This window comes from Actinomadura coerulea (genome assembly GCF_014208105.1).
Taxonomy (GTDB): domain Bacteria; phylum Actinomycetota; class Actinomycetes; order Streptosporangiales; family Streptosporangiaceae; genus Spirillospora; species Spirillospora coerulea.
In genome coordinates, this window is the sequence record NZ_JACHMQ010000001.1 from 6,116,308 (window position 1) to 6,140,996 (window position 24,689).

Consider the following 24,689-nt stretch of genomic DNA (forward strand, 5'->3'; position numbering starts at 1 on the left):
TCAGAGGGCGAGGCGCGTCCGGGTGGGCGCGCCCGCCGATGAGAGGGGAACCCATGGACCTGCGGCTTGCCGGGCGCGTCGCGATCGTCACCGGGGCGTCGAAGGGGATCGGGGCGGCCGTCACGCGGACGCTGCTGGACGAGGGCGCCCGCGTCGTGGCCGTCTCCCGCAAGCCCGGCGGGGAGCTGGACGCGCTCGCCGGGCCGAACCTGCTGCACGTGCCCGCCGACCTCATGGACGCCGACGCCCCGGCGCAGGTCGTGGCGTCCGCCGTGCGGGAGTTCGGGCGGCTCGACATCCTGGTCAACAACGCGGGCGGGCCGCCGCCCGGCGCGACGCTGCCCCGGTTCGGGTTCCTGACCCCGTCGGACGACGACTGGCGTGCGATGTTCGAGTTCAACCTGTTCGCGGTGGTGCGCGCGGTGCGGGCGGCGATCCCGCACCTGCTGGAGAGCGACGCGGCGTCGATCGTGAACGTCTCGTCGGGGAACGGGCGGCGCCCCGCGCCGATGAACTTCGACTACAACGCGGCGAAGGCGGCGCTGAACAACCTGACGAAGGGGCTGTCGGAGGAGTTCGCGCCGCAGGGCGTCCGGGTCAACTCGGTGTCGCCGGGCCCGGTCCGGACGCCGTGGTGGACGGACGAGGGCGGCGCCGCCGACATCATCGCCGGGGCCACGGGCTCCGACCGCGACGCGGTGCTGGACGGCGGCGCGGCCGAGATGATGAGCCTCACGACCGGCCGCCTCGCGACGCCGCAGGAGGTCGCGGACGTGGTCGTGCTGCTGGCCTCGCCGCGGTCGGCGAGCACGACCGGGGCCGACTTCGCCGTCGACTCCGGCTTCCTCAAGGAGGTCTGAGCGCGGACGGCCCCCGGCCGGCGCGCCGGGGGCCGGCGCGCCGGCGCCGCGCGCCTCAGCCGGCGGGGCGGCGCGGCAGCAGCAGCGCCGGGACCAGGGCGAGAGCCAGCATGCCGGCCGCGAGCAGGTAGGTGTGCTGGAACGCCTCCGCCAGCGGCCCGGCGACCGCCCGGCGACCGTCCGGGCCCAGCCGGTGGACGGCCTGGAGCGCGCCGCCCCGCCCGTCCGGCACGATGCCGCTCATCAGCGACGACAGCACGACCGACGCGGTCGCCATCCCGATGGCGCCCGACATCGTGTTGATCAGGTTGACCGTCGCGCTCGCGGCCGGGGCCCGGTCGTGGGGCATGCCGCGGGTCGCCGCCGTCATCGCGGGCATCATCGTCGCGCCGCCGCCCGCGCCCATCAGCAGCATCGTCGCGCACAGCCCCCAGTAGGGCGCGTCCGCGTCGAGCTGCGCGGTGAACAGCGCGAATCCGGTGAGGGCCGTCACGACCGACACCGGGACGAGTCGGCCGGGCGGGACCCGGTCGGCGATCCGTCCCGCGACCTGCATCGCCGTCCCGGAGCCGAGCGCGAACGGGATGCCGAGCACGCCCGCCATCGTCGCGCTCTCGCCCCGGACGACCTGCAGGTACAGCGGGAGCAGCAGCATCGAGCCGAAGTAGCCGAACGAGAACAGGGTGAGCGTGCCGGCCGCGGCGGCGAACGTCCGGTCCCGGAAGCCGCGCAGGTCGATCAGCGGATGCCGGGCCGTCAGCGCCCGGACGGCGAACGCGGCGATCAGCACCCCGCCCGCGGCCATCGGCACGATGACCTCGGGCGAGCCGAACGCGCCGCGGTCGCCGCCCTTCGTCACGCCGTACAGCACGGCGGCGATGCCGGGCGAGAGCGTCAGCAGGCCCGCGACGTCCAGCGGCCTCGCCTCCGCCCGGACGTCGCGCGGGAAGATCCGCGAGGCCAGCGCCACCACGGCCGCCGCGACGGGCAGGTTGACGAAGAACATCCACCGCCACGACACGTCGTCGATCAGCCAGCCGCCGAGGACGGGCCCGGCGAGCGGCCCGACGAGGATCGCCAGCCCGAGGGTGCTCATCAGCCGGCCGAGGCGCTCGGGTCCGGCGGCGCGCAGCAGGATCGTCATGCCGACCGGCATCACCAGGCCGCCGCTGAACCCCTGCACGACCCGGAACGCGATCAGCGACTCGATGTTCCACGCCAGCCCGGCGAGCAGCGATCCGGCCCCGAACGCCGCGATCGCGCCCAGGTACAGCCGCCGGGCGCCGAACCGGCCGACCGCCCACGCGCTGGACGGGATCACCGCGCCGAGCGCCAGCGAGTAGCCGGTCGCCACCCACTGGATCGTGCCGAGCGGCGCCCGGAACTCCTGCGACAGCCGGTCGACGGCGACGTTCACGACCGTGGTGTCCAGCGTGATCATGATGGAGCCGAGGACGAGCACCAGCACGACCGCCATCGGGTCCGGCGCCGTCCGGCTCAGCGGCGGGGCCTCGGCCGTCGCGGTCACCTCAGCCCCCGTACGGGCGGACGGCCCGGGCGTCGCGCAGCGCGTGCCCCCACCAGGCGAGCTGGTCGAGCATGCCCTTGGCCGCCGCGGACGCCCCCTCGGGGTCGTTCGGGCGGCTGTCGCTCCCGAACCAGTTCCACGGGTGGTGGAAGCTGACGGTGTCGCGGACGGTGACGGCGTGCAGTTCGGCGAAGACGCCCCGCAGGTGCTCGACGGACCGGAGCCCGCCGGCCAGCCCGCCGTAGGAGACGAACGCGACGGGCTTGGCCCGCCACTCGTGGAAGTGGGTGTCGATCAGGTTCTTCAGCGTGCCGGGGAAGCTGTGGTTGTACTCGCAGGTCACCACGACGTAGGCGTCGGCTTCGTGCAGCGTCCGGGTGACGCCCGCGAACCCCTCGGACGGCGGCGCTCCCAGCGCGGCGGGCGGCGGCTCGTCCGCCACGTCGACCACGTCGACGGCCAGGTCGTCGCGCTGCCGGGCCAGCTCGGCGAACCAGGTCCCCACGGTCGGCCCGAACCGTCCCTCCCGCGTGCTGCCGATGATGATCGCGACCCGCAGTGGTGCCTTGGTCATATGGTCTCTCCCTCGAAGGCGCGGCATGATGACGCGACCGAAGCTACGGAGACCACCGCCGGCGGCTCATCTGTCAGATGACTGGGGGCCCTACCTGTCCGCGGGCTCGCCGATCCGGGCGGCGAGCGCGTCGCGCAGCCCGGTCAGGCGGGCGATCTCGGCGTCGAGGGCGGCGAGGCGGCGCCGGGCGACCCCGGTGCTCCGCGTGCAGCCGGGGCCGCCGTAGGGCGGGAGGGCGTCGCCGTCCAGCAGGTCGAGCCGGTCGGCGCAGCCGCGGATGTCCTCGACGGTCAGCCCCAGGGACAGCAGCCGGCGGATGGTCAGCACGCGGGCCACCTCGCGGGGCCCGTACCGGCGCTGCCCGCCGGAGGTGCGGGACGGCGGCGGCAGAAGGCCGCGCTGCTCGTAGAACCGCAGGGCCCGCGGGGTCGTGCCCGCCGCCGCGGCGGCGTCGCCGATCCGCATGAGGACTCCTTCCAGGACGTCACAGCTCGACGATGACGGCTCCCAGGTGCCGCCCGCCGATCAGTTCGTGCAACGCCCGCGGGGCGCTCTCGATGCCCGCGATCCGCACGTGCGGGAAGGCGATGTCGCCGGAGCGCAGCCAGGCGCCGAAGCGCTCGGCCCACTCCGGGCGGTCCCCGGTGTCGTCCAGCCCGCCGAAGCCGCGCATCTCGATGCGCTTGGCGATCAGCTGGAACGTGTCGACCTCGACCGGCGCCGTGGTTCCGGTGCGGTCCGGCGCGAGCTGCCCGGCCAGCGTCCCGACGAGGACGAACCGCGCACCGGGCCTGGCGGCGGTGATCGCGGCCCGGAGCTGCTCGCCGCCGACGTTGTCCACGAGGACGTCGATGCCGTCGGGCGCGGCCTCCGCCAGCTGCCCGGCGACGGGCCGCCCGTCCCGGACGACGGCCGCGTCGTACCCGAGCTCGGACACCAGGCGGGCGGCCTTGTCCGGCGAACCCGTGCTGCCGATCACCCGGCCGGCGCCGAGCAGGCGGGCGATCTGGCCGGCCAGCGACCCGACCCCGCCCGCGCCGCCGGTGACGAACACGGTGTCGCCGGGGCGGACCCGCGCGTCCCGGGCCAGCGCCGTGTAGGCGACGCCCGCCTGGCCGAGGTGCGCGACCGGATCGGGCAGCGTGCCGTCCAGCGGCGTGCACTGGTCGGCGGGCATGACGGCGTGCTCGCGCCAGCCCAGCCAGTGCCGGACCAGGTCGCCGGGACGGAGCCCGGTGTCGCCGGGTGCCGAGACGACCTCGCCGATCGCCGCCCCGAACAGGGGGTCGCCCTGGCGCAGCGGCGGGAAGGGGGTGCCCTTCACGCCGCCGCCGATCAGGGTCCGCAGCGCCGGGAAGACCTGGAAGTAGCGGTTGCGGACCAGGACCTCGCCGTCGGCCGGTGCCGGCATGGGAGCGTCCACGACGCTGAAGTGCTCCGGCCCGGGCAGCCCGTCGGGAACGGCGGCGAGCTGGACCACGCGCGAGGTACGGGGCGAAGACGGCATCGGATGCTCCTCAGGACCTGGAGTCCGGGCTCAGGCCCGGACGCGGGCCAAGAAGCTAACCCTTGACCTGCGCGTCAGGGTCAAGCGTCCACCGGTCCCGGTTCGGCCGGGCGGCGCGGACGGGGCGGTGTCAGGACGCCGGCGGTGACCGTCGCCACGGCGGCGGTGACGGCGGCGAGGACGAAGCCGTGGGTGAAGCCGTCGAGGGTGTCGCCGGTGAGGCTGGCGGCCGCGACGCTGGAGATGACGGCGGCCCCGATCGAGGCCCCGAACTCGTGGAACGTGCTGACGATCCCGGACGCGATGCCGGACTCGTGCGGCGCCACCTGGCCGAGGGCCGTCGCGGAGGCGACGACGAACATCGCGCCGCTCCCCGCGCCCGCGACCGCGGTGCCGACCACGACGGTCACGGGGTGGAGGGAGACGGCGGGCAGGGCCATCCCCGCGGCGGTGGTGACGAGCCCGGCCACGGCGAGCCGCCGCGGTCCCGCCGCGGCGATCGCCCGGCCGGTGAGGTCGGCGCCGATCATCGTCGCGAGCGCGATGGGCAGGAACAGCAGCCCGGTGCGCAGCGCGCCGTAGCCCAGGGCGTGCTGGAAGTAGAACGTGCCGAGGAAGAACATCGCGATCATCAGGGCCGTCGCCATCACGATCAGGAACGTGCCGGTGGCGACCGGACGGCGGGCCAGCAGCGAGACGTCCATCATGGGCGAGCGGGCCGTCTTCTGCCGGGCGGCGAACGCGAGGTAGCCGAGCACGGCGAGCAGGACCGGCCAGCCGGTGCCGAGGCTGAGCCAGCCGCCGTCCCCGGCGCGGATGAACGCGTAGATCAGGGCGCCGGACGAGGCGGTGACCAGCAGCGCGCCGAGGAGGTCGAGCCGGGGGCGGGGGCCGGCCGGCCGGTGGCGCGGCAGCATCCGGGCGAGCGCCGCGAAGATCACCAAACCGATGGGGACGTTGACGAAGAACACCCAGGGCCAGCCGGGACCGGCGGTCAGCGCGCCGCCCAGCAGGACGCCGAGGGCGGCGCCTCCGCCGCCGAGCGCGGACCACACGCCGAGCGCCTTGTTGCGCTCCTCGTCCTGGAACAGGGTGACGACGAGGGAGAGGGCCGACGGGGACAGCATCGCCGCCCCCACCCCCTGGGCGACGCGCCCGCCCAGCAGCACGGCGGCCGACCCGGCCAGGCCGGTCACCAGCGACGCGGCCGTGAACACCAGCAGTCCGGCCAGGACGACGCGCTTGGCCCCGAACAGGTCGGCGGCACGTCCTCCGAGGAGCATGAGGCCGCCGAACGCCAGGGTGTAGGCGCTGACCGTCCAGGTCACGGCCTGGCGGCCGAGGTCCAGGTCGGCCTCCAGGTGCGGCAGCGCGATCGCGACGACCGTGACGTCGAGGATCAGCATCAGCTGGGCCACGCCGAGAAATCCCAGGATGCGCCAGCGCGCGGGATGGGCCCGCGTGGCCGGGACGTGACTGTCTCCTGCCATGGTGAACTCCTTAACTCGTACTGTGCCATACGAGATATAGCAGAATAACGCGTACGGCGACATACGAGTTAAGATGCGGCATGCCTTCCGCCAGCACCGGGCGGCGCCGGCGCGCCGACGCCGAGCGCAACATCGCCCGCATCGTCTCCGCGGCGCGCGAGTGCCTGAGCGCGGACCCGGGCGCGAGCATCGACGACATCGCCAAGGCGGCCGGGGTCGGACGGATGACGCTCTACGGCCACTTCCCCAACCGGGCCGAACTGGTGGAGGCCGCCCTGGCCGACGCCCTGCGCGCCGGGGACGCGAAGCTGTCGGGCGTCGACCTGTCCGGCGACCCCGGGGAGGCGCTCGCGCGGCTGGTGGAGTCCAGCTGGTCCCTCGTGGCCGAGTCGAGGGCGCTGCTGGCGGCGGCGCAGGAGGTCCTTCCGGCGGGACGCGTCCGCGAACTGCACGCCGATCCGGCGGAGCGCGTCGAGGCCATCATCCGCCGGGGGCAGGAGGAAGGGGTGTTCCGCACCGACCTTCCGATCACCTGGCTGGTCAACGTCGTGCAGTACGTCCTGCACGGTGCCGCAGAGGAGACCCGTGCCGAGCGCCTGGACGCGGAGGAGACCGGCCGCGTCGTGACCGCGACGGTGCGGTCGATCCTGGCCGGATAGCCGATGAGGGCTTTACCTCCGGGGTAATCGCTCCGTGGCGCGCTGTGATGTGAGGGTCGCGGCATGGAACGAGCACTGGAGATGGCGGCGGGCGGCCGCGTGGCATGGGGGGCGCTGGCGCTGGCCGCGCCCGGCCTCAACGTGAGGCTCGCCGGCCTCGGCGACCGTGACGGCCCCGAACTCAGGTACATGATCCGGGTCTTCGGCAGCAGGGCGGTCGCCCTCGGCCTCGGCTACCTGCTGAGCGACCCGCGGGAGCGGCGGCGCTGGCGAAGGCTCTGCCTGATGGTGGACGTCTGCGACACCGCGGCCGGGGCCGTCCACGCGGTCCGCGGCGACGTGCCGCGCCGGTCGGCGGCCGGCCTGGCGGCGATCACCGGCGGTTACGCGGCTCTCGGCGTCCTCGCCCTGCGCGGGGAGGGGCGGCCGTCCTGACGGCCGCCCCTCCCCGCGCGGCGCGTCACCGCGTCCCGACGAACTGGTGGTCGGTGCGGATGCGGCCGTCCTCGTCCAGGTAGAGGACGTCCAGCCCGCCGCCGACGGCCTCGCCGCCGTCCACGGTCACCATCGACCAGCGGACCGCGACCACGTGCGGCAGCAGGAGGGAGGGCTCCTCGGCGACCTCGAAGACGTGCTCGCCCGGCGCGACGAACATCTCGTAGGCCCGGGCGACCCGGGCGTCCAGGGCGCGGTGGCCGTGGACCTCCAGGGGCGGCGCGGGCACGGCGAGCGCGGCGGCGGCGTCCCGGACCGCCTCGGGCGGGTTGACCAGCACGTGGAGCGCGTCAGGCGCCCACAGCTCGCGGATCAGCGCGCTCCGCGCCGCGGGGTCGGGCTCGTTCCACTGGGTGAGGTATCGGTCGGCAATCTGCTTCACATCGATCGGCATGTCCGGCAGTCTGCGAGTCGCGGGTGCGTCTCCGCGATTCCCTCCAGGGAATGGCGGAGACGCGGCATCCGGTGTGGAATGGGGGCATGGCAGTGGTTGTGGAACCCGGGCAGTTCGCCGGCGACCTGCGGCGCTGGCGGACGCGCCGCCGCTTCAGCCAGCTCGAACTGGCCATCAGGGCCGACACGACCCAGCGCCATCTGAGCTTTCTCGAACAGGGGCGCTCCCGGCCGGGACGCGCCATGGTGGTGCGGCTCGCCGAATCCCTGGAGCTGCCGCTGCGGGAGCGCAACGGACTTCTGCTCGCCGCCGGCTACGCGCCCGTCTACGCCGAGTCGGGCCTGGACGCCCCCGAACTCGGCCCGGTGCGCGAGGCACTCGACCGCATCCTCGACGGGCACATGCCCTACCCGGCGGTCGTCGTCCGGCCCCACGGCGAACTCGTCGCCGCCAACCCGGCGCTCGGCGTCCTCACCGAGGGCGCCGCGCCCGCCCTGCTGGAACCGCCGGTCAACGTGCTCCGCCTCGCCCTGCACCCGGACGGGATGGGCCGCCGCGTCGAGAACCTCGCCGAGTGGGGCCGGCACATCACCGGCAGCCTCCGCGAGCAGGCCCGGCGGACCCCGGATCCGGGCCTGGCGGAGTTCATCGACGAGCTGGACGGCTACCTGCCCCCGGTGGAGTCGCCGGGTGAGCACCTCGGCTTCGCCGTCCCGCTGCGGCTGCGGGTCCCGGACGGCGAACTGCGCCTGATCACCACGCTGACCTCGTTCGCGACCGCCGTGGACGTCACGCTCTCCGAGCTGCGTCTGGAGGCGTTCCTGCCCGCCGACGAGGCCACCGCGGCCCTCCTGCGGCGGCGGGGGTGACGTGTCAGGGCGACGGCCGGTGCCGCGGGCGGGCAGGATGGCGGGGTGAACGAACTCGAAGAAGGCACCCGGCTCACCCTGGACTTCGACAAGCTGGCGGGCGTCGCGGCCACCGGGGCGCGGGTCGTCCCGGTCGTCCTGCAGGACGCGGGCAGCGGCGACGTCCTGTTCATCGGATACGCGAACGACCAGGCCCTCAAGGCCACGCTGGAGGAGCGGATCGCCGTCCTGTGGTCGACGTCCCGCAACGAGCTGTGGCGCAAGGGCGCGACGTCGGGCGACGTCCTCCGGCTGGTCGACGTCCGCGTCAACTGCGAGCAGAACTCCCTGCTCTACCTCGTCGAGCGCACCACCGGCGGCGCCTGCCACACGGACCTTCCGTCCGGGGAGGCCCGCCCCACCTGCTACTACCGCTCCGTCGGCGACGGCGGGGAGCTGCGCCACCTCCTGCAGTGACCGGCCGGCCGGGCGACCGGCCCCGGGCGCCCGCCGGGGCCGGGGCCGGGGCCGCGCCGCCGGTCAGGCGCGCTTCGGCGTGTAGTGCATGACCGCGATGCCGCAGTCGAACAGGCGCGACTCCACGAGGTCCAGCCGCTGGTAGCCGCCCTCCGGGAACACCGGCATGCCCGTGCCGATCGCGGTCGGGTTGACGAACAGGTAGAGGTCGTCGAGCAGGCCCCGGGCGATCAGGTCCCGGACGAGCGTGCCGCCCCCGTAGGCGATCAGGTCGCCGCCGGGGCGGGACTTGAGGTCGTTCACGATCTCGGTGAGGTCGCCTCCCGCGACCTCGGCGTTCTTCCAGGGCGACTCGGTGAGGCCGTCGGAGATGACGACCTTGGGCGTGTTGTTGATCTGGTCGATGGCCTCCTGGGTCTCGCCCTCCGGCCCCGACTCCCACGCCGGGATGAACCCCTCGGCGAGCCGGCGGCCCAGCACGATGCAGTCGACCGGCCGCATCAGCGCGTCGATGTACGCGCTGATGTCGTCGGTCCACGGGAACGTCATCCAGTCCATCTCGCCGTTCGGTCCGGCCATGTAGCCGTCCGCGGTGACCTGAACCTGAAGCTTGAACTTCCGCATGATCTCCCCCTTGGGTCCGCGGTCCACAGGTGTTGTTTCCTGTGCTCGAAGCTTCGCGGACACCGTTTACGGACTGTTTACGGCGCTCCGAAAAGACCGCTGACGGCGGCGGAGGGCCGGATGCGGTCACCGGGTGGAGGGACGCCCGGCCGCCTGCCACGTTGATGAGGGTGCGCCCTGCCCGTCCTGCCAGGGCCGTGGGGGGTGGAGGATGCGGCGACCGGTCGCGGTGGTGCTGGCCGTCCTCCTGCTCGACGGGTGCGCCGTCCGCGATCCGACGTCCATCCTCGGCGAGGAGACGCTGACCGCGGGCGTGCGGCCCGACCTGCCGGGGATCGGGTTCCGGCGCCCGGACGGCGCGTTCGAGGGCCTGGACGTGGACGTGTCCCGCTACCTCGCCGCGCGGATGGGAAAGAAGGTCCGCTTCGTCCCGGCGCTGGCGCGGGACCGGGAACGGCTGCTCCGCGACGGGGACGTCGACATGGTCCTGACGTTCTGGATCGAACCCGAATGGAAGCAGTGGCTCGCGTTCGCGGGCCCGTACCTCCTGTCGTACCAGGACATCCTGGTCCGCGACGGCGAGCGCGGCGTGCACGGCGTCCGCGACCTGAAGGGGCACAGGATCTGCGCCGTCACCGGATCGGGCGCGGCCGAGGCGGTGACGGTCGAGCGGCAGGTGCCGGCCGTGCCGGTGGCGGCGCGCTCCTACGACGAGTGCATGGGCATGCTGGCGGGCGGCCGCATCGACGCCATCACCACGAACGACACCATCCTGGCCGGGCTGAAGGCGCGGAGGGGCCCCGGGTTCCGGCTGCTGAACGCCCGGTTCGGCGAGCGGCGGACGGGCATCGCGATCCGGCGGGGCGACCCCGACGGCTGCGAGGCGCTCAACAGGGCCATCACCCGGATGTACCAGGACGGGACGATGGCCGGGTTCATGCGCAAGTGGTTCGGCTCGTCCGGTCTGGATCTGTCGGACGTGCAAGTACCGCAGTTCGAGGGCTGCCTCTGACCGCCGGTCACCGCGCGCCGTCGCCGCCCGGAAGGGGGACGCCGGTCCGGGAGCCGCCGCTCTGGGTGCCGTTCTGCGGGATGCCGCCGGTGACACCGCCGCCCTGGGTCCCCTTTTTCTTGTTCGGATTGCCGGAGTTGCTCGGAGGGTTCGGCCGGGTGGTGCCGTTGTCGTTCCCCGGGCCGCGCGGAGGCGTCGGCTTCGCCTTCGGTCCCGTGGTCTTCTTCTCCAGGCCCGGTGTGGACGTCCTGCCGTGGCCCGCGGCCTTGCCCGGCTCCCGGGACGGCCCGGGCGAGGGCACGGTGCCGGGACGGTGCGACGGGCGGGAACCGGGGCCGCCGCCGTGCTCGCCCGGCTTGCGCTCGTGCGGCGTCGACGAGGGCCCCGGCGCCGCGTCCTGACCGGGGAGGTTCCCGGTCGCGAAGGCCACTCCGCCGGACAGCAGGATCGAGCCGCCCACCACCGCGATCACCTTGGCGGTCAGGAACCGGCGCAGCGCCGCGGTCCGGGAGCGGCGGGCCGGCCGGGGCGCGGCCAGGAAGGCGGCGACGGCGGCGTCCTCTCCCGCGAGCTCGCCGGGGCGGGCCGGCGCGGAGGCCGCCGCGAGCAGTTCGCGCAGCTCGGGGTGGCCGCCAGCGCCGTCGAGCAGCCGCTCGGCGGTGCGCGGGTCCAGCCGTCCGGGCTCGGTGTCGTCGCTCATATCACCCCTTCAGCGCCGCTGCCGCCGCTTGTGTCACCCCGGACGAGGGGACGGGTGTCCACCGTGCCGTCGGCGGCGTCCGCGCGGGACGCCTGCAGCCGCTCGGCGAGCCGCCGCAGACCCCGGTAGGCCGCGGTCCGCACGGCGCCCGCGCGCTTGCCGAGGACCGTGCCCGCCGTCTTGGCGTCCAGGCCCACGACGACGCGCAGCAGCACCGCCTCGGCCTGGTCCCGGGGGAGGTCGGCGATCAGCCGGAGCGCCCGCTCGGTGGCGATGCCGTCGAGGGCGTCCAGCTCGGTGTCGGCGTCGGCGGCCATCGCGACCAGCTCCTCGACCGGCAGGTCGGAGCCGGGCCGCCGGGACTTGCGGCGCAGGTGGTCCAGCGCCCGGTGCCGGGTGATCGTCGCGGTCCAGCCGCGGAAGCCGTCGAGATCGCCGCGGAACGCCGGCAGGTCCCGGGCGATCTGCAGCCACGCCTCCGACGTCACGTCCTCCGCGTCCGCGCCGACGATGGCCCCGGCGAAACGGATCAGGCGGGGCTGGACGTCGCGGTAGAGCATGCGGAAGGACTCCTCGTCGCCGTCCTGCGCCGCCCGCAGCGCCCGGCCGAGCTCGTCCTCGTCCACCGCGCCATTGTGCAGGCATTCCCGTCGTGGTGTGACACGTACGCGCGGGTTCGCGCTGATGGAGTGAAAACCCCTCCCGCCCGGCCGCCCCCCGCACGAGATGACGGACGAAGATGATCGGCAATGCCTCGCACGACCGGGACGAACTCCTTGTCACCGGCCTAGCGCCGGTCGCCCCTCCGCCGACCCGGCCCATCGCGGAACCCGTTCCACTGGACGAGGCCGAGGCGGCGCCCGTCTTCGTCGACGCGTCCGGGTGGCGGGCGCGGATCGGTCGTCGCCTGGGCCTGCTCGTCGGCGCGGTGCTCCTGGTGTTCCTGGGCGCGCTCGGCCTCGGCCTGACCACGGGCGCCGATGTTCCGCTGACGCCGTGGAGCGAGCCGTCCGCCCAGCCGCGGGTGAAGACGAACCGTCCGGGCGCCCCGGCGGGACAGGCGGGTGAGCGGGCCCCGTCCGCGCGTCCCCGGCCCACCGGGCCGGCCGCCGGGTCCCCGCGCTCGCCGGCCGTGCCCGCGGGGCCGGGGGCGTCCGCCGCGCCCGCGGCCTCCTCGGCGCCCGGAGCGCCGCCGGCCCCCGCGGCCCCGCCGGCGGCGACGGCGACGAGCACCACCACGAGCGCCCCGGGCAGGTCGCAGGCGACGCCTCCCGCGTGGGGACACAAGAAGAAGAGCGGCTGAGCATGCGGCGCAGTGAACCGCGGGGGCACTGGATCCTGCTCTCGCTCGGCGGCCTGGTGCTGGCCGTGCTCCTGCTGATGGACGGCTTCGCGGGCGGCACCGTCGGCGAGGCCCCGCGGGCCGATCCGGGGCATGCCGGGCCGGTGCCGTCCCGGGTGACCGAGGGCGGCCCCGTCGTCAACCTCTCGGGCGGCGTCCCGAAGAGCCGCCGCATGCCCGCGAAGACGATCGCGCTGACGTTCGACGACGGGCCCGACCCCGAGTGGACGCCGCGGATCCTGGACGTCCTGCGCCGCCACGACGCGCGCGCCACGTTCTTCACCGTCGGCTCGCACGTGGCCCGCGAGCCGGCGCTGACCCGCCGCATCCTCCGCGAGGGCCACGAGATCGGCTCGCACACCTACACGCACGCCGACCTCGCCGCCGCGCCGCGCTGGCGGGCGCGCCTGGAGATGGACCTCACGCAACGCGCGCTGGCGGGCGCGGCGGGCGTCCACACCAGGCTGATGCGGATGCCGTACTCCTCCCGCCCGGACGGCCTGACCGCGCCCGAGTGGCGCGCGGCCGAACGGGCGGGAGGGGACGGCTACATCGTCGTCCTCACCGACCGCGACACCGAGGACTGGTCGCGTCCCGGCACGGAGACGATCGTGCAGCGGGCGCTGGCCGCGGGCGCGCGCGGCGAGGGCGCCGTGGTGATGCTGCACGACTCGGGCGGCGACCGGTCCGAGACGGTCGCGGCGGTCGGGCGGATCCTCGACCGGCTCCAGCCGCAGGGCTACCGCTTCACCACGCTCGCGCAGGCGCTGGACATGCCGACCGCCGAGGTCGCGGTGCCCGCGCGCGAGCGGGCCGTCGGCTGGACGCTGGTGACCGCCCAGCGCGCCGCGTCCGGGCTGACCGGCGCCATGGGCGCGGTCTTCGGCGTCGCGGGCCTGCTCTGCGTGCTGCGCCTCGTGGCGCTGCTGGTGTTCGCGCACGTCCACATGCGCCGCGTGCGAAGGCCCGCGCGCCGCGGCCGCCGCGCGAACCGGCCCCCGCCCCCCGGCGGGCCGCCGCCCGGCGGGCTGCCGCCGGACCCGTTCCCGCCCGTGTCAGTGATCGTCCCGGCCTACAACGAGGAGGCCGGCATCGCGGCGACGGTGACCACGCTGCTGAACACCGACTACCCGGGCACCGTCGAGGTGATCGTCGTGGACGACGGGTCCAGCGACGGCACCGCGGCGATCGTCGAGTCCATGCGGCTCCCCGGACTCCAGCTCCTCCGCAAGCCGAACGGGGGCAAGCCGAGCGCGCTCAACGCGGGCATGGCCGCGGCGCGGTCGGAGATCCTCGTGCTGGTGGACGGCGACACCGTGTTCCAGCGCGACACCCTCCGGCATCTGATCGCCCCCTTCGCGGACCCGGAGGTGGGCGCGGTCAGCGGCAACACCAAGGTCGCCAACCGGGGCGGCCTCCTCGGCCGCTGGCAGCACATCGAGTACGTCATCGGCTTCAACCTCGACCGGCGGATGTTCGACCTCCTGCGCTGCATGCCGACCGTGCCGGGCGCGATCGGGGCGTTCCGGCGCTCGGTCCTCGCCGAGGTGGGCGGGGTCCCGGGCGACACGCTCGCCGAGGACACCGACCTCACCATGGCGATCTGCCGCACGGGGCGGCGCGTCGTCTACGAGGAGAAGGCCCTGGCCTGGACGGAGGCGCCCTCGTCGCTGCGGCAGCTGTGGAGGCAGCGGTACCGCTGGTGCTACGGGACGATGCAGGCGATGTGGAAGCACCGGGGCTCCGTCGTCGAGCGCGGCGGATCGGGGCGGTTCGGGCGCCGCTGCCTGCCCTACCTGACGGTGTTCCAGGTGCTGCTCCCCCTGTTCGCCCCGGCCATCGACCTGTTCGCGGTGTTCGGGCTGATCTTCCTCGACCCGCTGGTGCCCGTCGTCTCCTGGACGCTCTTCGTCGCCGCGCAGGCCGCCGCGGGCGCCTACGCCCTGTGGCTGGACGGCGAGTCCGTCCGCCCGCTGTGGGCGCTGCCGCTCCAGCAGTTCGTCTACAGGCAGCTCATGTACCTGGTCGTGGTGCAGTCCCTGGTGACCGCGCTGCTGGGGGCCCGCCTGCGCTGGCACACCATCCGCCGGACCGGGACCTTCGCGGATCTCGGGAGCCGGGAACAATCCCCGGGGCCCGTCGGTTACACATGACAGCCGGTGTGCCTGGTGTCCCCGGGCCTCACCTTTCGCCTTCACGGAATACCGTTCGGCTGGAGCCGTGTTGTGCCTTTCGCCGAGAGGCGACCCACACACCGGCGCTAGACCAAGGCCCCGCCGGGTCGTACGACCCGGCGGGGCCTGGTCGTGTCTGCGGCAGACTGGCGCCATGAGTCTCGCCGCGCACCTGGAGGAACTCGGCCGCCCGCTGGTGGACGAGCAGCTCCAGCACCCCACCGTGAAGGGCATCGCCCAAGGCAACCTCGACGAGGCCGTGTTCCGCTCCTGGCTGGAGCAGGACTACCTCTTCCTGCACGACTACGTGCGGGTCTTCTCCCGCCTCGCGTGGCAGGCCCCCGACGCCCACCTGGGCGACCTGGTGGACCTGGCCCACGCCACCTTCCACGACGAGCTCGACCTGCACCGCTCCCTCTCCGCGAGCTTCGCCGCCGACCTCGACGGCGCCCGGAAGGGGCCCGCGTGCGCGGCCTACACGTCCTTCCTGCTGGACGGCGCCGCCGTGTACGGCGAGGGCCTCGCGGCCCTCTACCCCTGCATGTGGGGCTACTCCACGCTCGGGCGGATCCTCGCCGAGAACCCGCCGTCCGAGCCCCGCTACCGCCGCTGGGTCGACACCTACGCCGACCCCGGCTTCGCGGACCTCGCCGCCCGCATCGCCCAGATGATCGACGAGGCGGCCCCCGACCCCGCCGCCGCGGAACGCCTCTTCATGGAAGGCATGCGCCACGAGGTCGCCTTCTGGTCCGTAGAGCCCTGACGCGTTCGTGCGGTGCCGGGCCCTGGGGGCCCGGCACCGCACGAACCGCGATTAGACAAAGCGGCGCAGGCGCAGGCTGTTCGTCACCACGAAGACCGAGGAGAACGCCATGGCGCCTCCGGCGATCATGGGGGTGAGCAGGCCCGACGCCGCGAGGGGCAGGGCGGCCACGTTGTAGGCGAAGGCCCAGAACAGGTTGCCCTTGATCGTGCCCAGCGTGCGGCGCGACAGCCGGATGGCGTCGGCCGCGGCGCGCAGGTCGCCGCGCACCAGGGTCAGGTCGGACGCCTCGATCGCCACGTCCGTGCCGGTGCCCATCGCCAGGCCGAGGTCGGCCTGGGCCAGCGCGGCGGCGTCGTTGACGCCGTCGCCGACCATGGCGACCGTCCGCCCCTCCGACTGGAGGCGCTTGACGACGTCCACCTTGTCCTGCGGCAGGACGTCGGCGATGACCTCCTCGATCCCCACCTCGCCGGCGACCGTGCGGGCCACCGTCTCGTTGTCGCCGGTCAGCAGGACCGGGCGCAGCCCGAGGGCGCGCAGCCGCTCGATCGCCTCCCGCGAGGTCGGCTTGACCTGGTCAGCGACAGTGATCACCGCGCGGGCCTCGCCGTCCCAGCCGACCGCGACCGCGGTGTGGCCGAGCGCCTGGGCCTTCTCCATGGCGCGTTCGAGGTCGGGCGTGAGGTGCTGCGACCACTCGGCGAGCAGCCGCGGCCGGCCCGCCAGGACGCCGTGGCCGTCCACCATCCCCTGGACGCCGAGGCCTTCGACGTTGGCGAAGTCCTCCACGGTGCCGAGGTCGCCGACCCGTTCGGCGGCGCCCTTGGCGATGGCCTGGGCGATGGGGTGCTCGGACGCGTTCTCCAGCGCCCCCGCCAGCCGGAGCACGTCCTCCTCCGCGACGCCGTCGGCGGTGATGACGTCGACCAGGGCCATCCTGCCGGTGGTGACGGTCCCCGTCTTGTCCAGGACGACGGTGTCGATCGCGCGGGTGGACTCCAGCACCTCCGGCCCCTTGATCAGGATGCCGAGTTGCGCGCCGCGCCCCGTCCCGACCATCAGCGCGGTCGGGGTGGCCAGGCCGAGGGCGCACGGGCACGCGATGATCAGCACGGCGACCGCGGCGGTGAAGGCGCCGGCGAGCGGTTCGCCGGTGCCGATCCAGAAGCCGAGCGTGCCGAGCGCCAGCGCGATGACGACCGGGACGAAGACGCCCGAGATCCGGTCGGCGAGCCGCTGGACCTGCGCCTTGCCGGTCTGCGCGTCCTCCACCAGCCGCGCCATCTGCGCGAGCTGGGTGTCGGAGCCGACCCGGGTGGCGCGCACCAGCAGCCGCCCGCCCGCGTTCACGGTCGCGCCGACCACGGTGTCGCCGGGCCCGACCTCGACCGGGACGGACTCGCCGGTCAGCATGGACGCGTCCACGGCGGACGAGCCCTCCTCGACCGTCCCGTCCGTGGCGATCTTCTCGCCGGGACGGACGACGAACACGTCGCCCTCGGCCAGCCGGTCGACCGGGATGCGCTCCTCGCGCCCGTCCCGGACGACCGAGACCTCCTTGGCGCCGAGCTCCAGCAGGGCCCGCAGCGCGGCGCCCGCGCGGCGCTTGGAGCGCGTCTCGAAGTACCGCCCGGCGAGGATGAACATGATCACCCCGGAGGCGGCCTCCAGGTAGATGTTCATTGACCCGTCCGAGCGGGTCATGGAGAACTCGAACCCGTGCTTGACGCCCAGCTCGCCCGCGGTGCCGAAGAACAGCGCCCACAGCGACCACGCGAACGCGGCCAGCGTGCCCAGCGAGATCAGCGTGTCCATGGTCGCCGTGCCGTGCCGCAGGTTGACCGCCGCGGCCCGGTGGAACGGCCAGCCCGCGTACACCACGACAGGGGAGGCGAGCGTCAGCGACAGCCACTGCCAGCCCTCGAACTGGAGCGCCGGGACCATCGCCATCGCGATCACCGGGATGGACAGCGCCACCGCGGTGACCAGCCGCTGCCGCAGGGGGCGCAGCTCGTCGGCCGGCTCCGGGGCCGCGTCGTCGGCGGTCTTCGGCGGGGCGGGGAGGGCGGCGGAGTAGCCCGCCTTCTCCACCGTGGCGATCAGCTCGTCGGGCGACACCTCCGACCCGAACTCCACCCTCGCCTTCTCGGTGGCGTAGTTGACCGTCGCGGTCACGCCGTCCATCTTGTTGAGCTTCCGCTCGATGCGGTTGGCGCACGACGCGCACGTCATACCGCCGATCGCCAGCTCGATACGCCCGGACACAGCGTCCGTGCTCATCGCGTCCTCCTCTGCTTCGATCGTGCGGAACGTCAGTGGGTGTGGGGCTGGTCGTCGTGCCCCGGCTCGGGGTCCCGACCCTGCTCCTGGACGGGGACGTTCCCGGCGTGCACCGTGAACTCGGCCGTGCGGACCTCGCCGTCGTGCTTGAAGTCCAGGTACAGGCGGTAAGCGCCTGAGCTGGGCGCCTCGGCGAAGAACGTGATCCCGGGGCCCGGCTCGGTCTCGCCGTCGCCGGGCTCCCCGTCCGGGTGGACGTGGAGGTAGGCGAGGTCGCCCTGCCGCAGCGCGACGAGGTGCCCGTACGCCTCGAGGTACGGCTCCAGGTCGGTGACCGGCCTGCCGCCCTTGCTCACGCTGAGGGTCAGTTCGGTGGACTTGCCGGGAGTGAGACCGCCGGTGAGGCGCACCTCGTACCCGTCCACCTTCGCGACCTGCTCGGGCGCGGGCAGCGGCGCCGGCTTCAGGTCGCCGGGGACGAACACGTCCGTGCCGAGCGTGAGCTGCCGCTTCGCGCCGTCCGGCTGGATGTCGGTGAAGAACCGGTACACGCCGGGCTTGGCCAGCTTGATCGGGACGGTCCAGACGCCGCCCCCGGCCTCGGTCGGGTGCAGGTGCTGGAAGCCGGACAGGTCGCGCCGCGCCACGATCAGGTGCAGGCGCTTGCCGTGCAGCGGCTTGAACCCGGTGACGGGCCTGCCGTCCGGTCCGTTGATCGTGAAGCGGAAGTCCGTCTTCTCCCCGGCGGTGAGGACGGTCCGCTGGGGGGTGAGCGTGAAGCCGTCCTCCGACACCTGGAGGCCGCCCGGCGCGTGGGACGCCGTGCCCTGGCCCCCGCCGTGTCCGCCCGCGCCGTGTCCGCCCGCACCGCCGTTCTCGTGGGACGCCATCTGCGCCGTGCCGCCGACGGGCCCGACGATCTTGCCGAGGCCCGCGGCGCCGCCGAAGACGACCGCCAGACCCACGGCGTAGGCCCCAACCCTGGTCGCGCTGTTCATGCCGTTCACTCCGCTCGGTGTTGCGAGGGACGCACCCCGCCCGCCTTGGGCGAGGCGCGGTCCGCTCATGAGGTCAGCTGGTACCCGGCCTCCTCGACGGCGTCCTTGACCCGGGCGTCGTCGAGGGGGGTCTCGCTCGTGACGGTGACCTTGCCGGTCTGGAGGTCGACGTCGACGCCGGTCACACCGGCGATCTGCTCGACCTCCTCGGTCACCGAGCTCACGCAGTGGCCGCAGGTCATGCCGCTGACGGTGTAGGTGGCGGTGCTCATCGGCTTCTCCCTCGGATTTTTACCCCTGGGGGGTATCTCGTCGGCTTCATGCTGCCATAACCGGACACCTGTGACAACCCCTAGGGGGTATCGGTGATTCCGAGATCCGGGTCACACCGCCCCCAGGTTTTCCACAGGCGTCCACAGGGCTGTGGACGGACGTTCCGGCAGCGCGGCCCGTCGCGGATACTGAACCCATGCCTGAGCTACCTGAGGTGGAGGCGCTGGCGGGGTTCCTGCGGGAGCGCGTGGTCGGCCATGCCGTCGCCCGCGTCGATGTTCTCGCCATCTCCGCGCTGAAGACCTACGACCCGCCGGTCACGGCGCTCGGCGGGCTGACCGTCACCGGCGCGGCCCGGCACGGCAAGTTCCTCGACCTCGACGTCGACGGGCTGCACCTCGTCATCCATCTCGCCCGCGCCGGCTGGCTGCGCTGGCGCGACGAGATCCCGGCCAGGCCCGTCCGGCCCGGCGGCAAGAACCCGCTCGCCCTGCGCGTGCACCTGGACGACGGCTCGGGCTTCGACCTCACCGAGGCCGGCACCAAGAAGGGCCTCGCCGTCTACGTCGTCCGCGACCCGGACGACGTGCCCGGCGTGGCGTCCCTCGGCCCCGACCCGCTGGACGAGTCGTTCACCCCCGCGGCCCTCGCCGGGATCGTCAACGGCAAGCGCAGCCAGATCAAGGGCCTGCTGCGCGACCAGAAGGTGATCGCCGGTATCGGCAACGCCTACTCCGACGAGGTGCTGCACGTCGCCCGGATGTCCCCGTTCAAGATCGCGTCATCGCTGACCGAGGAGGACGTCGCCGTCCTGCACGAGGCGATCGTCACCACGCTGCGGGACGCGGTCGAGCGCTCGCGCGGCCTCGAGGCGCAGGATCTCAAGGGCGAGAAGAAGACCGGCCTGCGGGTGCACGGGCGCGCGGGCCAGAAATGCCCGGTCTGTGGGGACATGGTGCGCGAGGTGTCGTTCGCCGACTCCGCGCTCCAGTACTGCCCCACCTGCCAGACGGGCGGCAAGCCGCTCGCCGACCGCCGCATGTCCCGCCTCCTGAAGTAGCGGCCGCGGGCGCCGTGAGAAGGGCCAGGCCCCGGCGGGTGCCGGGGGCCTGGCGTTCGGAGTCGGGGACGGAGCCGGAACGGGGATGGCTCGTCCGAGGGACGGGTCGGGCTCAGCGGACCTTCGGGACGTTGCCGAAGACCGGGCCGATCTGGCTCCAGCGGTTCAGCTGGCAGCCGTCATCGCGGGTGAACGTGGTGTCGATCTGCTTGCCCCGCCAGGTGCCCTCGACCGTGGCGATCTCCGGACCGCCGTAGATCTGGGTGCACACCTGGTCCTTGGGGACGGGTGCGAAGGGATCCTTGACCTTGGTGAGCGCCGCGCAGGCGCCGACCGCCTCGGGGTGGTCGCCGCCGGGCGGGTCGCAGGTCAGCCGCCAGGTCTTGGCGGGCGCCTCCTTGGAGGCCTTCACCCGCACGGTGAGCGTGTCCGCCGGCGAGCCGGACGGTTGCACGGACGTCGTGCCCGAAGGCGCTCCGGATGAGTTTCCGTTTGCCGGTTCGTCGCCGCAGGCGGCCGTGGACAGGAGCAAGGCCAGCCCGGGCGTTGCGAAAAGGAGCGTCCGATACCGCATGCGTGATTCGACGCAGGGGGGCTTCGCGCGGTTCCATGGGGGTGTGATGAATTTCGGGGAAGACGTACCGGCCGTGGTCGCCGCGGACATTCCGCAGGACGGCTACCTGCTGGACGTCCGGGAGCAGGACGAGTGGGACGCGGGCCACGCGCCCGCGGCGGTCCACATCCCCATGCGCCATCTCGGCGACCGCGCCGGCGAGATCCCCCGCGACCGGGAGGTCTACGTGATCTGCCGGTCCGGGGCACGGTCGGCCCAGGTCACGTCCGCGCTGAACCAGGCGGGGTGGCTGGCGAGGAACGTCGGCGACGGCATGCACGGGTGGGCCGAGGCGGGGCGCCCGATGGAGGGCGCGGGGGACGGTCCGCCGTACGTCGCGTGATCTGAAGGATTTCGTGTGATCTGACCCGGATGCCCTCTTCTGAGGCGTGACGGGCGGTTGTACGATCGGGCCTGACCGATAACCGCGGGAGCTCGGGCCACAGCCGGGCTGAGAGGGCGGCCTCCAAGGCGTCGCCGACCGCATGAACCTGTCCGGGTAATGCCGGCGTAGGGAGTGTGTGTCCCGTGACGTCCGACGTCGAAAAGCGCCCTCAGGGCGAGCGCGCCCCCGACGAGGTCCCCTTCACCCTCGACGAGCCGGCCCCCAAGGTCCTCGGGTTCTGGGACCAGAGCGCCTTCTGGGGGAACCTCGGCGTCAGCCTCCTGGCCTTCTCCGGCGCCTACACCGTCCTCGCGCCGGACGCCGACGGCCGGCCGACGATCTCGATCATGGCGGGCATCGTCGCGATGGCCGTCGGGACGGCCCTCGGCGGCCTGATGCTCGGCCTGGCCGCCGTGCCCGGCGCGCGCACCGGCCAGCCCGCGATGGTGCTGCTGCGCGGCCTGTTCGGCGCGAAGCTGTCGTACGCGCCGACCGTCCTCAACATCGCCCAGCTCGTCGGGTGGGGGACGTTCGAGCTGATCGTCATCGCCGACGCCGCCCGCGAGCTGTGGGACGGCGTCCCGCGCTGGGGCTACGTGCTCGCCGCGGGTGCGATCACGACCGTGCTGACGGTCTGGCCGCTCGGCTCGGTACGGTTGCTGCGCCGCTACGTGACCGTCGCGGTGGCGATCGCGCTCGTGTACTTCTACGTCCAGCTGGTGCGGGAGCCGCTGCCCGACCTGACGCAGGGCTCGTGGGGCGGGTTCTGGCTCGGCGCGGACGCCGCGCTGGCCGTGTCGATCTCCTGGGTCCCGGTCGCCGCCGACTACACCCGGCACGCGCGCACCGAGCGCGGGGCGTTCGGCGCCGCCGCCGTCGGCTACTCCGTCACGCAGATCGTCGCCTACGTACTCGGGCTGCTCGCGCTGGCGCTGGTCGCGGGGGACTCCAGCAAGATCTTTGATCCGTTCCTGGGCGTCTCGCTGGGCGTGGTGTTCTTCGCCGTGTTCGTGCTGCGGGAGGCCGACCAGTCGTTCGCCGACACCTACTCCACGGCGGTGTCGATCCAGAACCTGTTCCCCCGGGCCGACCGCCGGGTGCTGAGCGTCGCGCTCGGCATCGGCATCACCGTGCTCGCGCTGGTCCTGGACATCGGCGACTACGCGGGCTTCCTGTCGCTGATCGGATCGGTGTTCGTGCCGATGCTCGGCGTCCTCGCCGCCGACTTCTTCCTCGGCCGCCGCCGGGCGGGCGGCTGGGACGTCTCGCGGACCGCGCCGTCCCGCTGGGGCATGATCGCGGCATGGGCGATCGGGTTCGTCGTCTACCAGCTCGTCAACCCGGGCACCGTCGCGCGCTGGACCGCGTTCTGGTCGGACGTGCGGGACGCGCTGCACTTCACGCCGCAGACGTGGATGAGCGCCTCGCTGCTGTCGTTCCTGGTCGCGGGGGTCGCGGCCCTGCTCATCGGCAGGCTTACCAGACGGTAAGGTTTGGGTCGAAAGCAAGTTTCGGCGCAAGTTGCCCGGCGCCATGCCGGAGTGCGGTGGCACGATGACAGACGTGTATCAGCACGTGCACGATCCGATCGCGCGGGCCGTCATCGAGAGCGCCGCCGACGCGATCGTAGCCGTGGACCAGCGGCACCGGGTCACCGTGTGGAATCCGGCGGCCGAGCGCATGTTCGGCTGGAGCGCCGAGGAGATGCTCGGCCGCGTACCGCCCATCGTCCCCGACGAGCTGAAGGCCGAGCACAACGCCGTCCAGGAGCGGCTCCTCACCCGGCGCGGCGGCGAGGGCGAGAGCGACGGCGGGCAGATCTCGATCGCCACCCGCCGCTTCCACCGCGAGGGCCGGCTCATCGACGTGCGCATCGACACGAGCCTGCTGAAGGACCCGAGCGGCACGCTGCTCGGCTGGGTCGGGGTGTACCACCCGGTCGAGGACGAGGAGATCGTCCAGAGCCGCATGACCGAGCGGGCCCGGCTGGTCCGGCGGCTGAACGACATCGTCGCCGACCTCGGAGCCGAGCTCGACCTGGCCGTCGTGCTCGACCGGATCACCGCCGCGCTCATCGAGCTGACCGGCGCCGACGCCGGCGGGTTCGTCAAGATCGAGGGCGAGCGGCTGCGGCTGGTCAGCATGTCCGGGCTGCCGGAGCGGATGCGCGGCCGGTGCGCCGAGCTGCGGCCGAGCCTGGTCGGTGAGCTGCTGCGGTCGGGCAAGACGGTCAAGCTCGCGACGGGCGAGCGGCGCCTCGGCGACCTGATCTGGTCGGAGCTGCCCGGCCTGCACACGATCGCGCTCGGCCTGTCGTACCTGCAGAACCGGCCGTACGGCGCGCTGTACGCGCTGTTCTCCGGACGCAAGATCGGGCACACCGAGCTCGAACTGCTGGAGCTGCTCGCCGGGCACGCCGGGGTGGCGGTCGGCAACGCCGTCGCCTACGCGGAGGTCGTCCGGCAGCGGGCCCACGAGCGCGCCGTGATCGACTCCAGCGCCGACGGCATCGCCGTGCTGGACCACGACCTCGTCGTCCGGCACTGGAACAACTCCGCGCACACCCTGACCGGCATCCCGCCGGAGGACGCGATCGGGCGCCCGCTGCCGTTCGACATGCCCGCGCTCGGCGAGATGCTCACGTTCCGCCTGGAGTCGGGCACATGGCTGAACGTGCTGGCCGCCGAGATCGAGGAGACCGGCGAGCTGGTCGTCGACTTCCGCGACGTCTCGGAGGCCAAGGCGCTGGAGGAGGCCAAGGACCTGTTCCTCGCCACCACCAGCCACGAGCTGCGCACCCCGATCACGGTGGTGCAGGGGTTCGCGTCCACGCTGGTCAACCGGTGGGACGAGCTGACCGACGCCGACCGCCGCGCCGCGGTCGCCACCATCGCCGAGCGCGCCCAGTCGCTCGGGCGGCTCGTCGAGCACCTGCTGCTCGGCTCCCGGGCCGGGGCCGACGAGCTGGCCGTGACGATCGAGCCGTTCGATCTCGGCCGCGTCCTGGAGGGCGTGGTCGCCGGGTTCCGCTCGCTGTCGCCGCTGCACCGGGTGGAGCTGGAGATCGCCCCCGACCTGCCGCCGTGCAGCGGCGACGCGATGGCCACCGACATCGTCCTCGGGCAGCTGCTGGAGAACGCGTTCAAGTACTCGCCGGACGGCGGGACCGTGCGGGTGCGGGCCCGCCGCGAGGGATCCGGCATCGTCGTCACGGTCTCCGACGAGGGCATCGGCATCCCGCCCGGCGACCACGAGCGGATCTTCGAGCGGTTCGTCCAGGGGGACGCGGGGGACCGCCGCCGGTTCGGCGGCATCGGGCTCGGCCTGTACATCGTCAGACGGCTGACGGAGGCGCAGGGCGGCACGATCTCCGCGCACCCGGCCGAGCGTGAGACATCTCACATCGAATCCACCCAAATACCCAACTATCGGGCCATTTCCACCGAAATCCCCGAAGGGGAAGAGAGCGCTCGACTACTCTCCGTCACGGATGGGCGTGGACCCGCAGGTGGTGCGCGGGCGGGCGAGGGGACGTGCATGCGCCTGGTGTTGCGTTCGGCGCGCTGAGCGGACGGTTACTTACCGTGCGGACAGTCCGTCCCGGGCGGTCCGGTGAGACGGGCGTGACCA

General features: G+C 73.6%; 26 protein-coding genes and 1 riboswitch. Of the genes, 13 read left to right on the plus strand and 13 right to left on the minus strand.

The features are described from left to right. Window positions 1-53 precede the first annotated feature (53 nt). Window positions 54-860, plus strand: coding sequence for an SDR family NAD(P)-dependent oxidoreductase (locus BKA00_RS28250; protein WP_185029968.1), 807 nt, complete (start codon window positions 54-56; stop codon window positions 858-860). A 55-nt stretch (window positions 861-915) separates the two neighbouring features. Here BKA00_RS28250 and BKA00_RS28255 read toward each other — a convergent pair whose 3' ends face one another. The 5 genes from BKA00_RS28255 to BKA00_RS28275 all read right to left on the minus strand — a co-directional run bounded on the left by BKA00_RS28255 (window position 916) and on the right by BKA00_RS28275 (window position 5,959). Continuing rightward, a complete protein-coding gene (locus BKA00_RS28255; RefSeq protein WP_230298610.1) occupies window positions 916-2,388 on the minus strand; it encodes a DHA2 family efflux MFS transporter permease subunit in 1,473 nt (490 codons plus the stop codon). Window position 2,389: 1 nt separating this feature from the next. Further along, window positions 2,390-2,962 (minus strand): NADPH-dependent FMN reductase, encoded by a 573-nt coding sequence (locus BKA00_RS28260; protein WP_185029970.1) that lies wholly within the window; start codon window positions 2,960-2,962, stop codon window positions 2,390-2,392. Window positions 2,963-3,052: 90 nt separating this feature from the next. Beyond that, window positions 3,053-3,427: a MerR family transcriptional regulator gene (locus BKA00_RS28265; protein WP_185029972.1), complete on the minus strand. Its 375-nt coding sequence runs from the start codon at window positions 3,425-3,427 to the stop codon at window positions 3,053-3,055. 19 nt (window positions 3,428-3,446) lie between these two features. Continuing rightward, complete coding sequence (locus tag BKA00_RS28270; protein ID WP_185029974.1) at window positions 3,447-4,469, minus strand: MDR family NADP-dependent oxidoreductase; 1,023 nt, start codon at window positions 4,467-4,469, stop codon at window positions 3,447-3,449. An 80-nt stretch (window positions 4,470-4,549) separates the two neighbouring features. Next, on the minus strand, window positions 4,550-5,959 hold the full coding sequence (locus BKA00_RS28275; protein ID WP_185029977.1) for an MFS transporter: 1,410 nt from the start codon (window positions 5,957-5,959) through the stop codon (window positions 4,550-4,552). An 80-nt stretch (window positions 5,960-6,039) separates the two neighbouring features. On the opposite strand from BKA00_RS28275, the gene BKA00_RS28280 reads away from it, so the two are divergent. Then, a complete protein-coding gene (locus tag BKA00_RS28280; RefSeq protein WP_185029979.1) occupies window positions 6,040-6,618 on the plus strand; it encodes a TetR/AcrR family transcriptional regulator in 579 nt (192 codons plus the stop codon). A gap of 63 nt (window positions 6,619-6,681) precedes the next feature. Then, on the plus strand, window positions 6,682-7,053 hold the full coding sequence (locus tag BKA00_RS28285) for a hypothetical protein (RefSeq protein ID WP_185029981.1): 372 nt from the start codon (window positions 6,682-6,684) through the stop codon (window positions 7,051-7,053). Between the two features lie 25 nt (window positions 7,054-7,078). On the opposite strand, the gene BKA00_RS28290 is transcribed toward BKA00_RS28285, so the two are convergent. Further along, window positions 7,079-7,507 (minus strand): hypothetical protein, encoded by a 429-nt coding sequence (locus BKA00_RS28290; protein ID WP_185029983.1) that lies wholly within the window; start codon window positions 7,505-7,507, stop codon window positions 7,079-7,081. Window positions 7,508-7,593: 86 nt separating this feature from the next. On the opposite strand from BKA00_RS28290, the gene BKA00_RS28295 reads away from it, so the two are divergent. Further along, the gene (locus tag BKA00_RS28295; RefSeq protein WP_185029986.1) at window positions 7,594-8,376 is read left to right on the plus strand and encodes a helix-turn-helix domain-containing protein; all 783 of its coding nucleotides are present in this window, start codon (window positions 7,594-7,596) and stop codon (window positions 8,374-8,376) included. Window positions 8,377-8,421: 45 nt separating this feature from the next. Then, window positions 8,422-8,832 (plus strand): phosphoribosyl-AMP cyclohydrolase, encoded by a 411-nt coding sequence (locus BKA00_RS39330; protein ID WP_185029988.1) that lies wholly within the window; start codon window positions 8,422-8,424, stop codon window positions 8,830-8,832. Between the two features lie 63 nt (window positions 8,833-8,895). On the opposite strand, the gene BKA00_RS28305 is transcribed toward BKA00_RS39330, so the two are convergent. Next, on the minus strand, window positions 8,896-9,456 hold the full coding sequence (locus BKA00_RS28305; protein WP_185029990.1) for a dihydrofolate reductase family protein: 561 nt from the start codon (window positions 9,454-9,456) through the stop codon (window positions 8,896-8,898). Between the two features lie 211 nt (window positions 9,457-9,667). On the opposite strand from BKA00_RS28305, the gene BKA00_RS28310 reads away from it, so the two are divergent. Next, complete coding sequence (locus BKA00_RS28310) at window positions 9,668-10,468, plus strand: transporter substrate-binding domain-containing protein (protein ID WP_185029991.1); 801 nt, start codon at window positions 9,668-9,670, stop codon at window positions 10,466-10,468. Window positions 10,469-10,475: 7 nt separating this feature from the next. Here the strand turns inward: BKA00_RS28310 and BKA00_RS28315 are convergent, their stop codons facing one another. Together BKA00_RS28315 and BKA00_RS28320 are read right to left on the minus strand one after the other, a co-directional pair. Next, window positions 10,476-11,168, minus strand: coding sequence for a hypothetical protein (locus BKA00_RS28315; protein WP_185029993.1), 693 nt, complete (start codon window positions 11,166-11,168; stop codon window positions 10,476-10,478). Next, on the minus strand, window positions 11,165-11,794 hold the full coding sequence (locus BKA00_RS28320) for an RNA polymerase sigma factor (RefSeq protein ID WP_230298609.1): 630 nt from the start codon (window positions 11,792-11,794) through the stop codon (window positions 11,165-11,167). The genes BKA00_RS28315 and BKA00_RS28320 overlap by 4 nt, the downstream gene beginning before the upstream one ends. A gap of 113 nt (window positions 11,795-11,907) precedes the next feature. Here BKA00_RS28320 and BKA00_RS28325 point away from each other — a divergent pair, with 113 nt between their 5' ends. The 3 genes from BKA00_RS28325 (at window position 11,908) to BKA00_RS28335 (ending at window position 15,447) form a co-directional block, all read left to right on the plus strand. Then, complete coding sequence (locus BKA00_RS28325) at window positions 11,908-12,471, plus strand: hypothetical protein (protein ID WP_185029995.1); 564 nt, start codon at window positions 11,908-11,910, stop codon at window positions 12,469-12,471. Between the two features lie 2 nt (window positions 12,472-12,473). Further along, complete coding sequence (locus BKA00_RS28330; RefSeq protein ID WP_185029997.1) at window positions 12,474-14,663, plus strand: bifunctional polysaccharide deacetylase/glycosyltransferase family 2 protein; 2,190 nt, start codon at window positions 12,474-12,476, stop codon at window positions 14,661-14,663. Window positions 14,664-14,838: 175 nt separating this feature from the next. Further along, window positions 14,839-15,447: a TenA family protein gene (locus BKA00_RS28335; RefSeq protein WP_185029999.1), complete on the plus strand. Its 609-nt coding sequence runs from the start codon at window positions 14,839-14,841 to the stop codon at window positions 15,445-15,447. Window positions 15,448-15,498: 51 nt separating this feature from the next. Here the strand turns inward: BKA00_RS28335 and BKA00_RS28340 are convergent, their stop codons facing one another. The 3 genes from BKA00_RS28340 to BKA00_RS28350 form a co-directional block, all read right to left on the minus strand. Beyond that, window positions 15,499-17,730, minus strand: coding sequence for a heavy metal translocating P-type ATPase (locus BKA00_RS28340; RefSeq protein WP_185030001.1), 2,232 nt, complete (start codon window positions 17,728-17,730; stop codon window positions 15,499-15,501). A 32-nt stretch (window positions 17,731-17,762) separates the two neighbouring features. Beyond that, the gene (locus tag BKA00_RS28345; RefSeq protein WP_230298608.1) at window positions 17,763-18,728 is read right to left on the minus strand and encodes a hypothetical protein; all 966 of its coding nucleotides are present in this window, start codon (window positions 18,726-18,728) and stop codon (window positions 17,763-17,765) included. 65 nt (window positions 18,729-18,793) lie between these two features. Then, on the minus strand, window positions 18,794-19,000 hold the full coding sequence (locus tag BKA00_RS28350) for a heavy-metal-associated domain-containing protein (protein WP_185030003.1): 207 nt from the start codon (window positions 18,998-19,000) through the stop codon (window positions 18,794-18,796). A 197-nt stretch (window positions 19,001-19,197) separates the two neighbouring features. Between BKA00_RS28350 and BKA00_RS28355 the strand changes: the two genes are divergently transcribed. Then, on the plus strand, window positions 19,198-20,061 hold the full coding sequence (locus BKA00_RS28355; protein ID WP_185030005.1) for an Fpg/Nei family DNA glycosylase: 864 nt from the start codon (window positions 19,198-19,200) through the stop codon (window positions 20,059-20,061). A gap of 112 nt (window positions 20,062-20,173) precedes the next feature. On the opposite strand, the gene BKA00_RS40645 is transcribed toward BKA00_RS28355, so the two are convergent. Then, window positions 20,174-20,473: an SSI family serine proteinase inhibitor gene (locus tag BKA00_RS40645; RefSeq protein ID WP_338072169.1), complete on the minus strand. Its 300-nt coding sequence runs from the start codon at window positions 20,471-20,473 to the stop codon at window positions 20,174-20,176. Window positions 20,474-20,681: 208 nt separating this feature from the next. Between BKA00_RS40645 and BKA00_RS28365 the strand changes: the two genes are divergently transcribed. The 3 genes from BKA00_RS28365 (at window position 20,682) to BKA00_RS28375 (ending at window position 24,626) form a co-directional block, all read left to right on the plus strand. Further along, window positions 20,682-21,017, plus strand: coding sequence for a rhodanese-like domain-containing protein (locus BKA00_RS28365; protein ID WP_185030009.1), 336 nt, complete (start codon window positions 20,682-20,684; stop codon window positions 21,015-21,017). Between the two features lie 74 nt (window positions 21,018-21,091). Continuing rightward, a riboswitch (TPP riboswitch) is annotated at window positions 21,092-21,208 on the plus strand. Further along, on the plus strand, window positions 21,203-22,549 hold the full coding sequence (locus BKA00_RS28370) for a purine-cytosine permease family protein (RefSeq protein WP_185030011.1): 1,347 nt from the start codon (window positions 21,203-21,205) through the stop codon (window positions 22,547-22,549). (Overlaps the previous riboswitch by 6 nt.) A gap of 64 nt (window positions 22,550-22,613) precedes the next feature. Beyond that, window positions 22,614-24,626 (plus strand): sensor histidine kinase, encoded by a 2,013-nt coding sequence (locus BKA00_RS28375; protein WP_185030014.1) that lies wholly within the window; start codon window positions 22,614-22,616, stop codon window positions 24,624-24,626. The last annotated feature ends 63 nt before the right edge of the window (window positions 24,627-24,689 follow it).

Bases quoted from the DNA above. Each gene is read 5' to 3' on its own strand.
- BKA00_RS28330 (WP_185029997.1), top strand. From the start codon at position 12,474: ATGCGGCGCAGTGAACCGCGGGGGCACTGGATCCTGCTCTCGCTCGGC.
- BKA00_RS28290 (WP_185029983.1), bottom strand. From the start codon at position 7,507: ATGCCGATCGATGTGAAGCAGATTGCCGACCGATACCTCACCCAGTGG.
- BKA00_RS28365 (WP_185030009.1), top strand. From the start codon at position 20,682: ATGAATTTCGGGGAAGACGTACCGGCCGTGGTCGCCGCGGACATTCCG.
- BKA00_RS28375 (WP_185030014.1), top strand. From the start codon at position 22,614: ATGACAGACGTGTATCAGCACGTGCACGATCCGATCGCGCGGGCCGTC.
- BKA00_RS28285 (WP_185029981.1), top strand. From the start codon at position 6,682: ATGGAACGAGCACTGGAGATGGCGGCGGGCGGCCGCGTGGCATGGGGG.
- BKA00_RS28315 (WP_185029993.1), bottom strand. From the start codon at position 11,168: ATGAGCGACGACACCGAGCCCGGACGGCTGGACCCGCGCACCGCCGAG.
- BKA00_RS28265 (WP_185029972.1), bottom strand. From the start codon at position 3,427: ATGCGGATCGGCGACGCCGCCGCGGCGGCGGGCACGACCCCGCGGGCC.
- BKA00_RS28325 (WP_185029995.1), top strand. From the start codon at position 11,908: ATGATCGGCAATGCCTCGCACGACCGGGACGAACTCCTTGTCACCGGC.
- BKA00_RS28340 (WP_185030001.1), bottom strand. From the start codon at position 17,730: ATGAGCACGGACGCTGTGTCCGGGCGTATCGAGCTGGCGATCGGCGGT.
- BKA00_RS28250 (WP_185029968.1), top strand. From the start codon at position 54: ATGGACCTGCGGCTTGCCGGGCGCGTCGCGATCGTCACCGGGGCGTCG.
- BKA00_RS28295 (WP_185029986.1), top strand. From the start codon at position 7,594: ATGGCAGTGGTTGTGGAACCCGGGCAGTTCGCCGGCGACCTGCGGCGC.
- BKA00_RS28275 (WP_185029977.1), bottom strand. From the start codon at position 5,959: ATGGCAGGAGACAGTCACGTCCCGGCCACGCGGGCCCATCCCGCGCGC.
- BKA00_RS28335 (WP_185029999.1), top strand. From the start codon at position 14,839: ATGAGTCTCGCCGCGCACCTGGAGGAACTCGGCCGCCCGCTGGTGGAC.
- BKA00_RS28270 (WP_185029974.1), bottom strand. From the start codon at position 4,469: ATGCCGTCTTCGCCCCGTACCTCGCGCGTGGTCCAGCTCGCCGCCGTT.
- BKA00_RS28310 (WP_185029991.1), top strand. From the start codon at position 9,668: ATGCGGCGACCGGTCGCGGTGGTGCTGGCCGTCCTCCTGCTCGACGGG.
- BKA00_RS28350 (WP_185030003.1), bottom strand. From the start codon at position 19,000: ATGAGCACCGCCACCTACACCGTCAGCGGCATGACCTGCGGCCACTGC.
- BKA00_RS28260 (WP_185029970.1), bottom strand. From the start codon at position 2,962: ATGACCAAGGCACCACTGCGGGTCGCGATCATCATCGGCAGCACGCGG.
- BKA00_RS28345 (WP_230298608.1), bottom strand. From the start codon at position 18,728: ATGAACAGCGCGACCAGGGTTGGGGCCTACGCCGTGGGTCTGGCGGTC.
- BKA00_RS28305 (WP_185029990.1), bottom strand. From the start codon at position 9,456: ATGCGGAAGTTCAAGCTTCAGGTTCAGGTCACCGCGGACGGCTACATG.
- BKA00_RS28280 (WP_185029979.1), top strand. From the start codon at position 6,040: ATGCCTTCCGCCAGCACCGGGCGGCGCCGGCGCGCCGACGCCGAGCGC.
- BKA00_RS28355 (WP_185030005.1), top strand. From the start codon at position 19,198: ATGCCTGAGCTACCTGAGGTGGAGGCGCTGGCGGGGTTCCTGCGGGAG.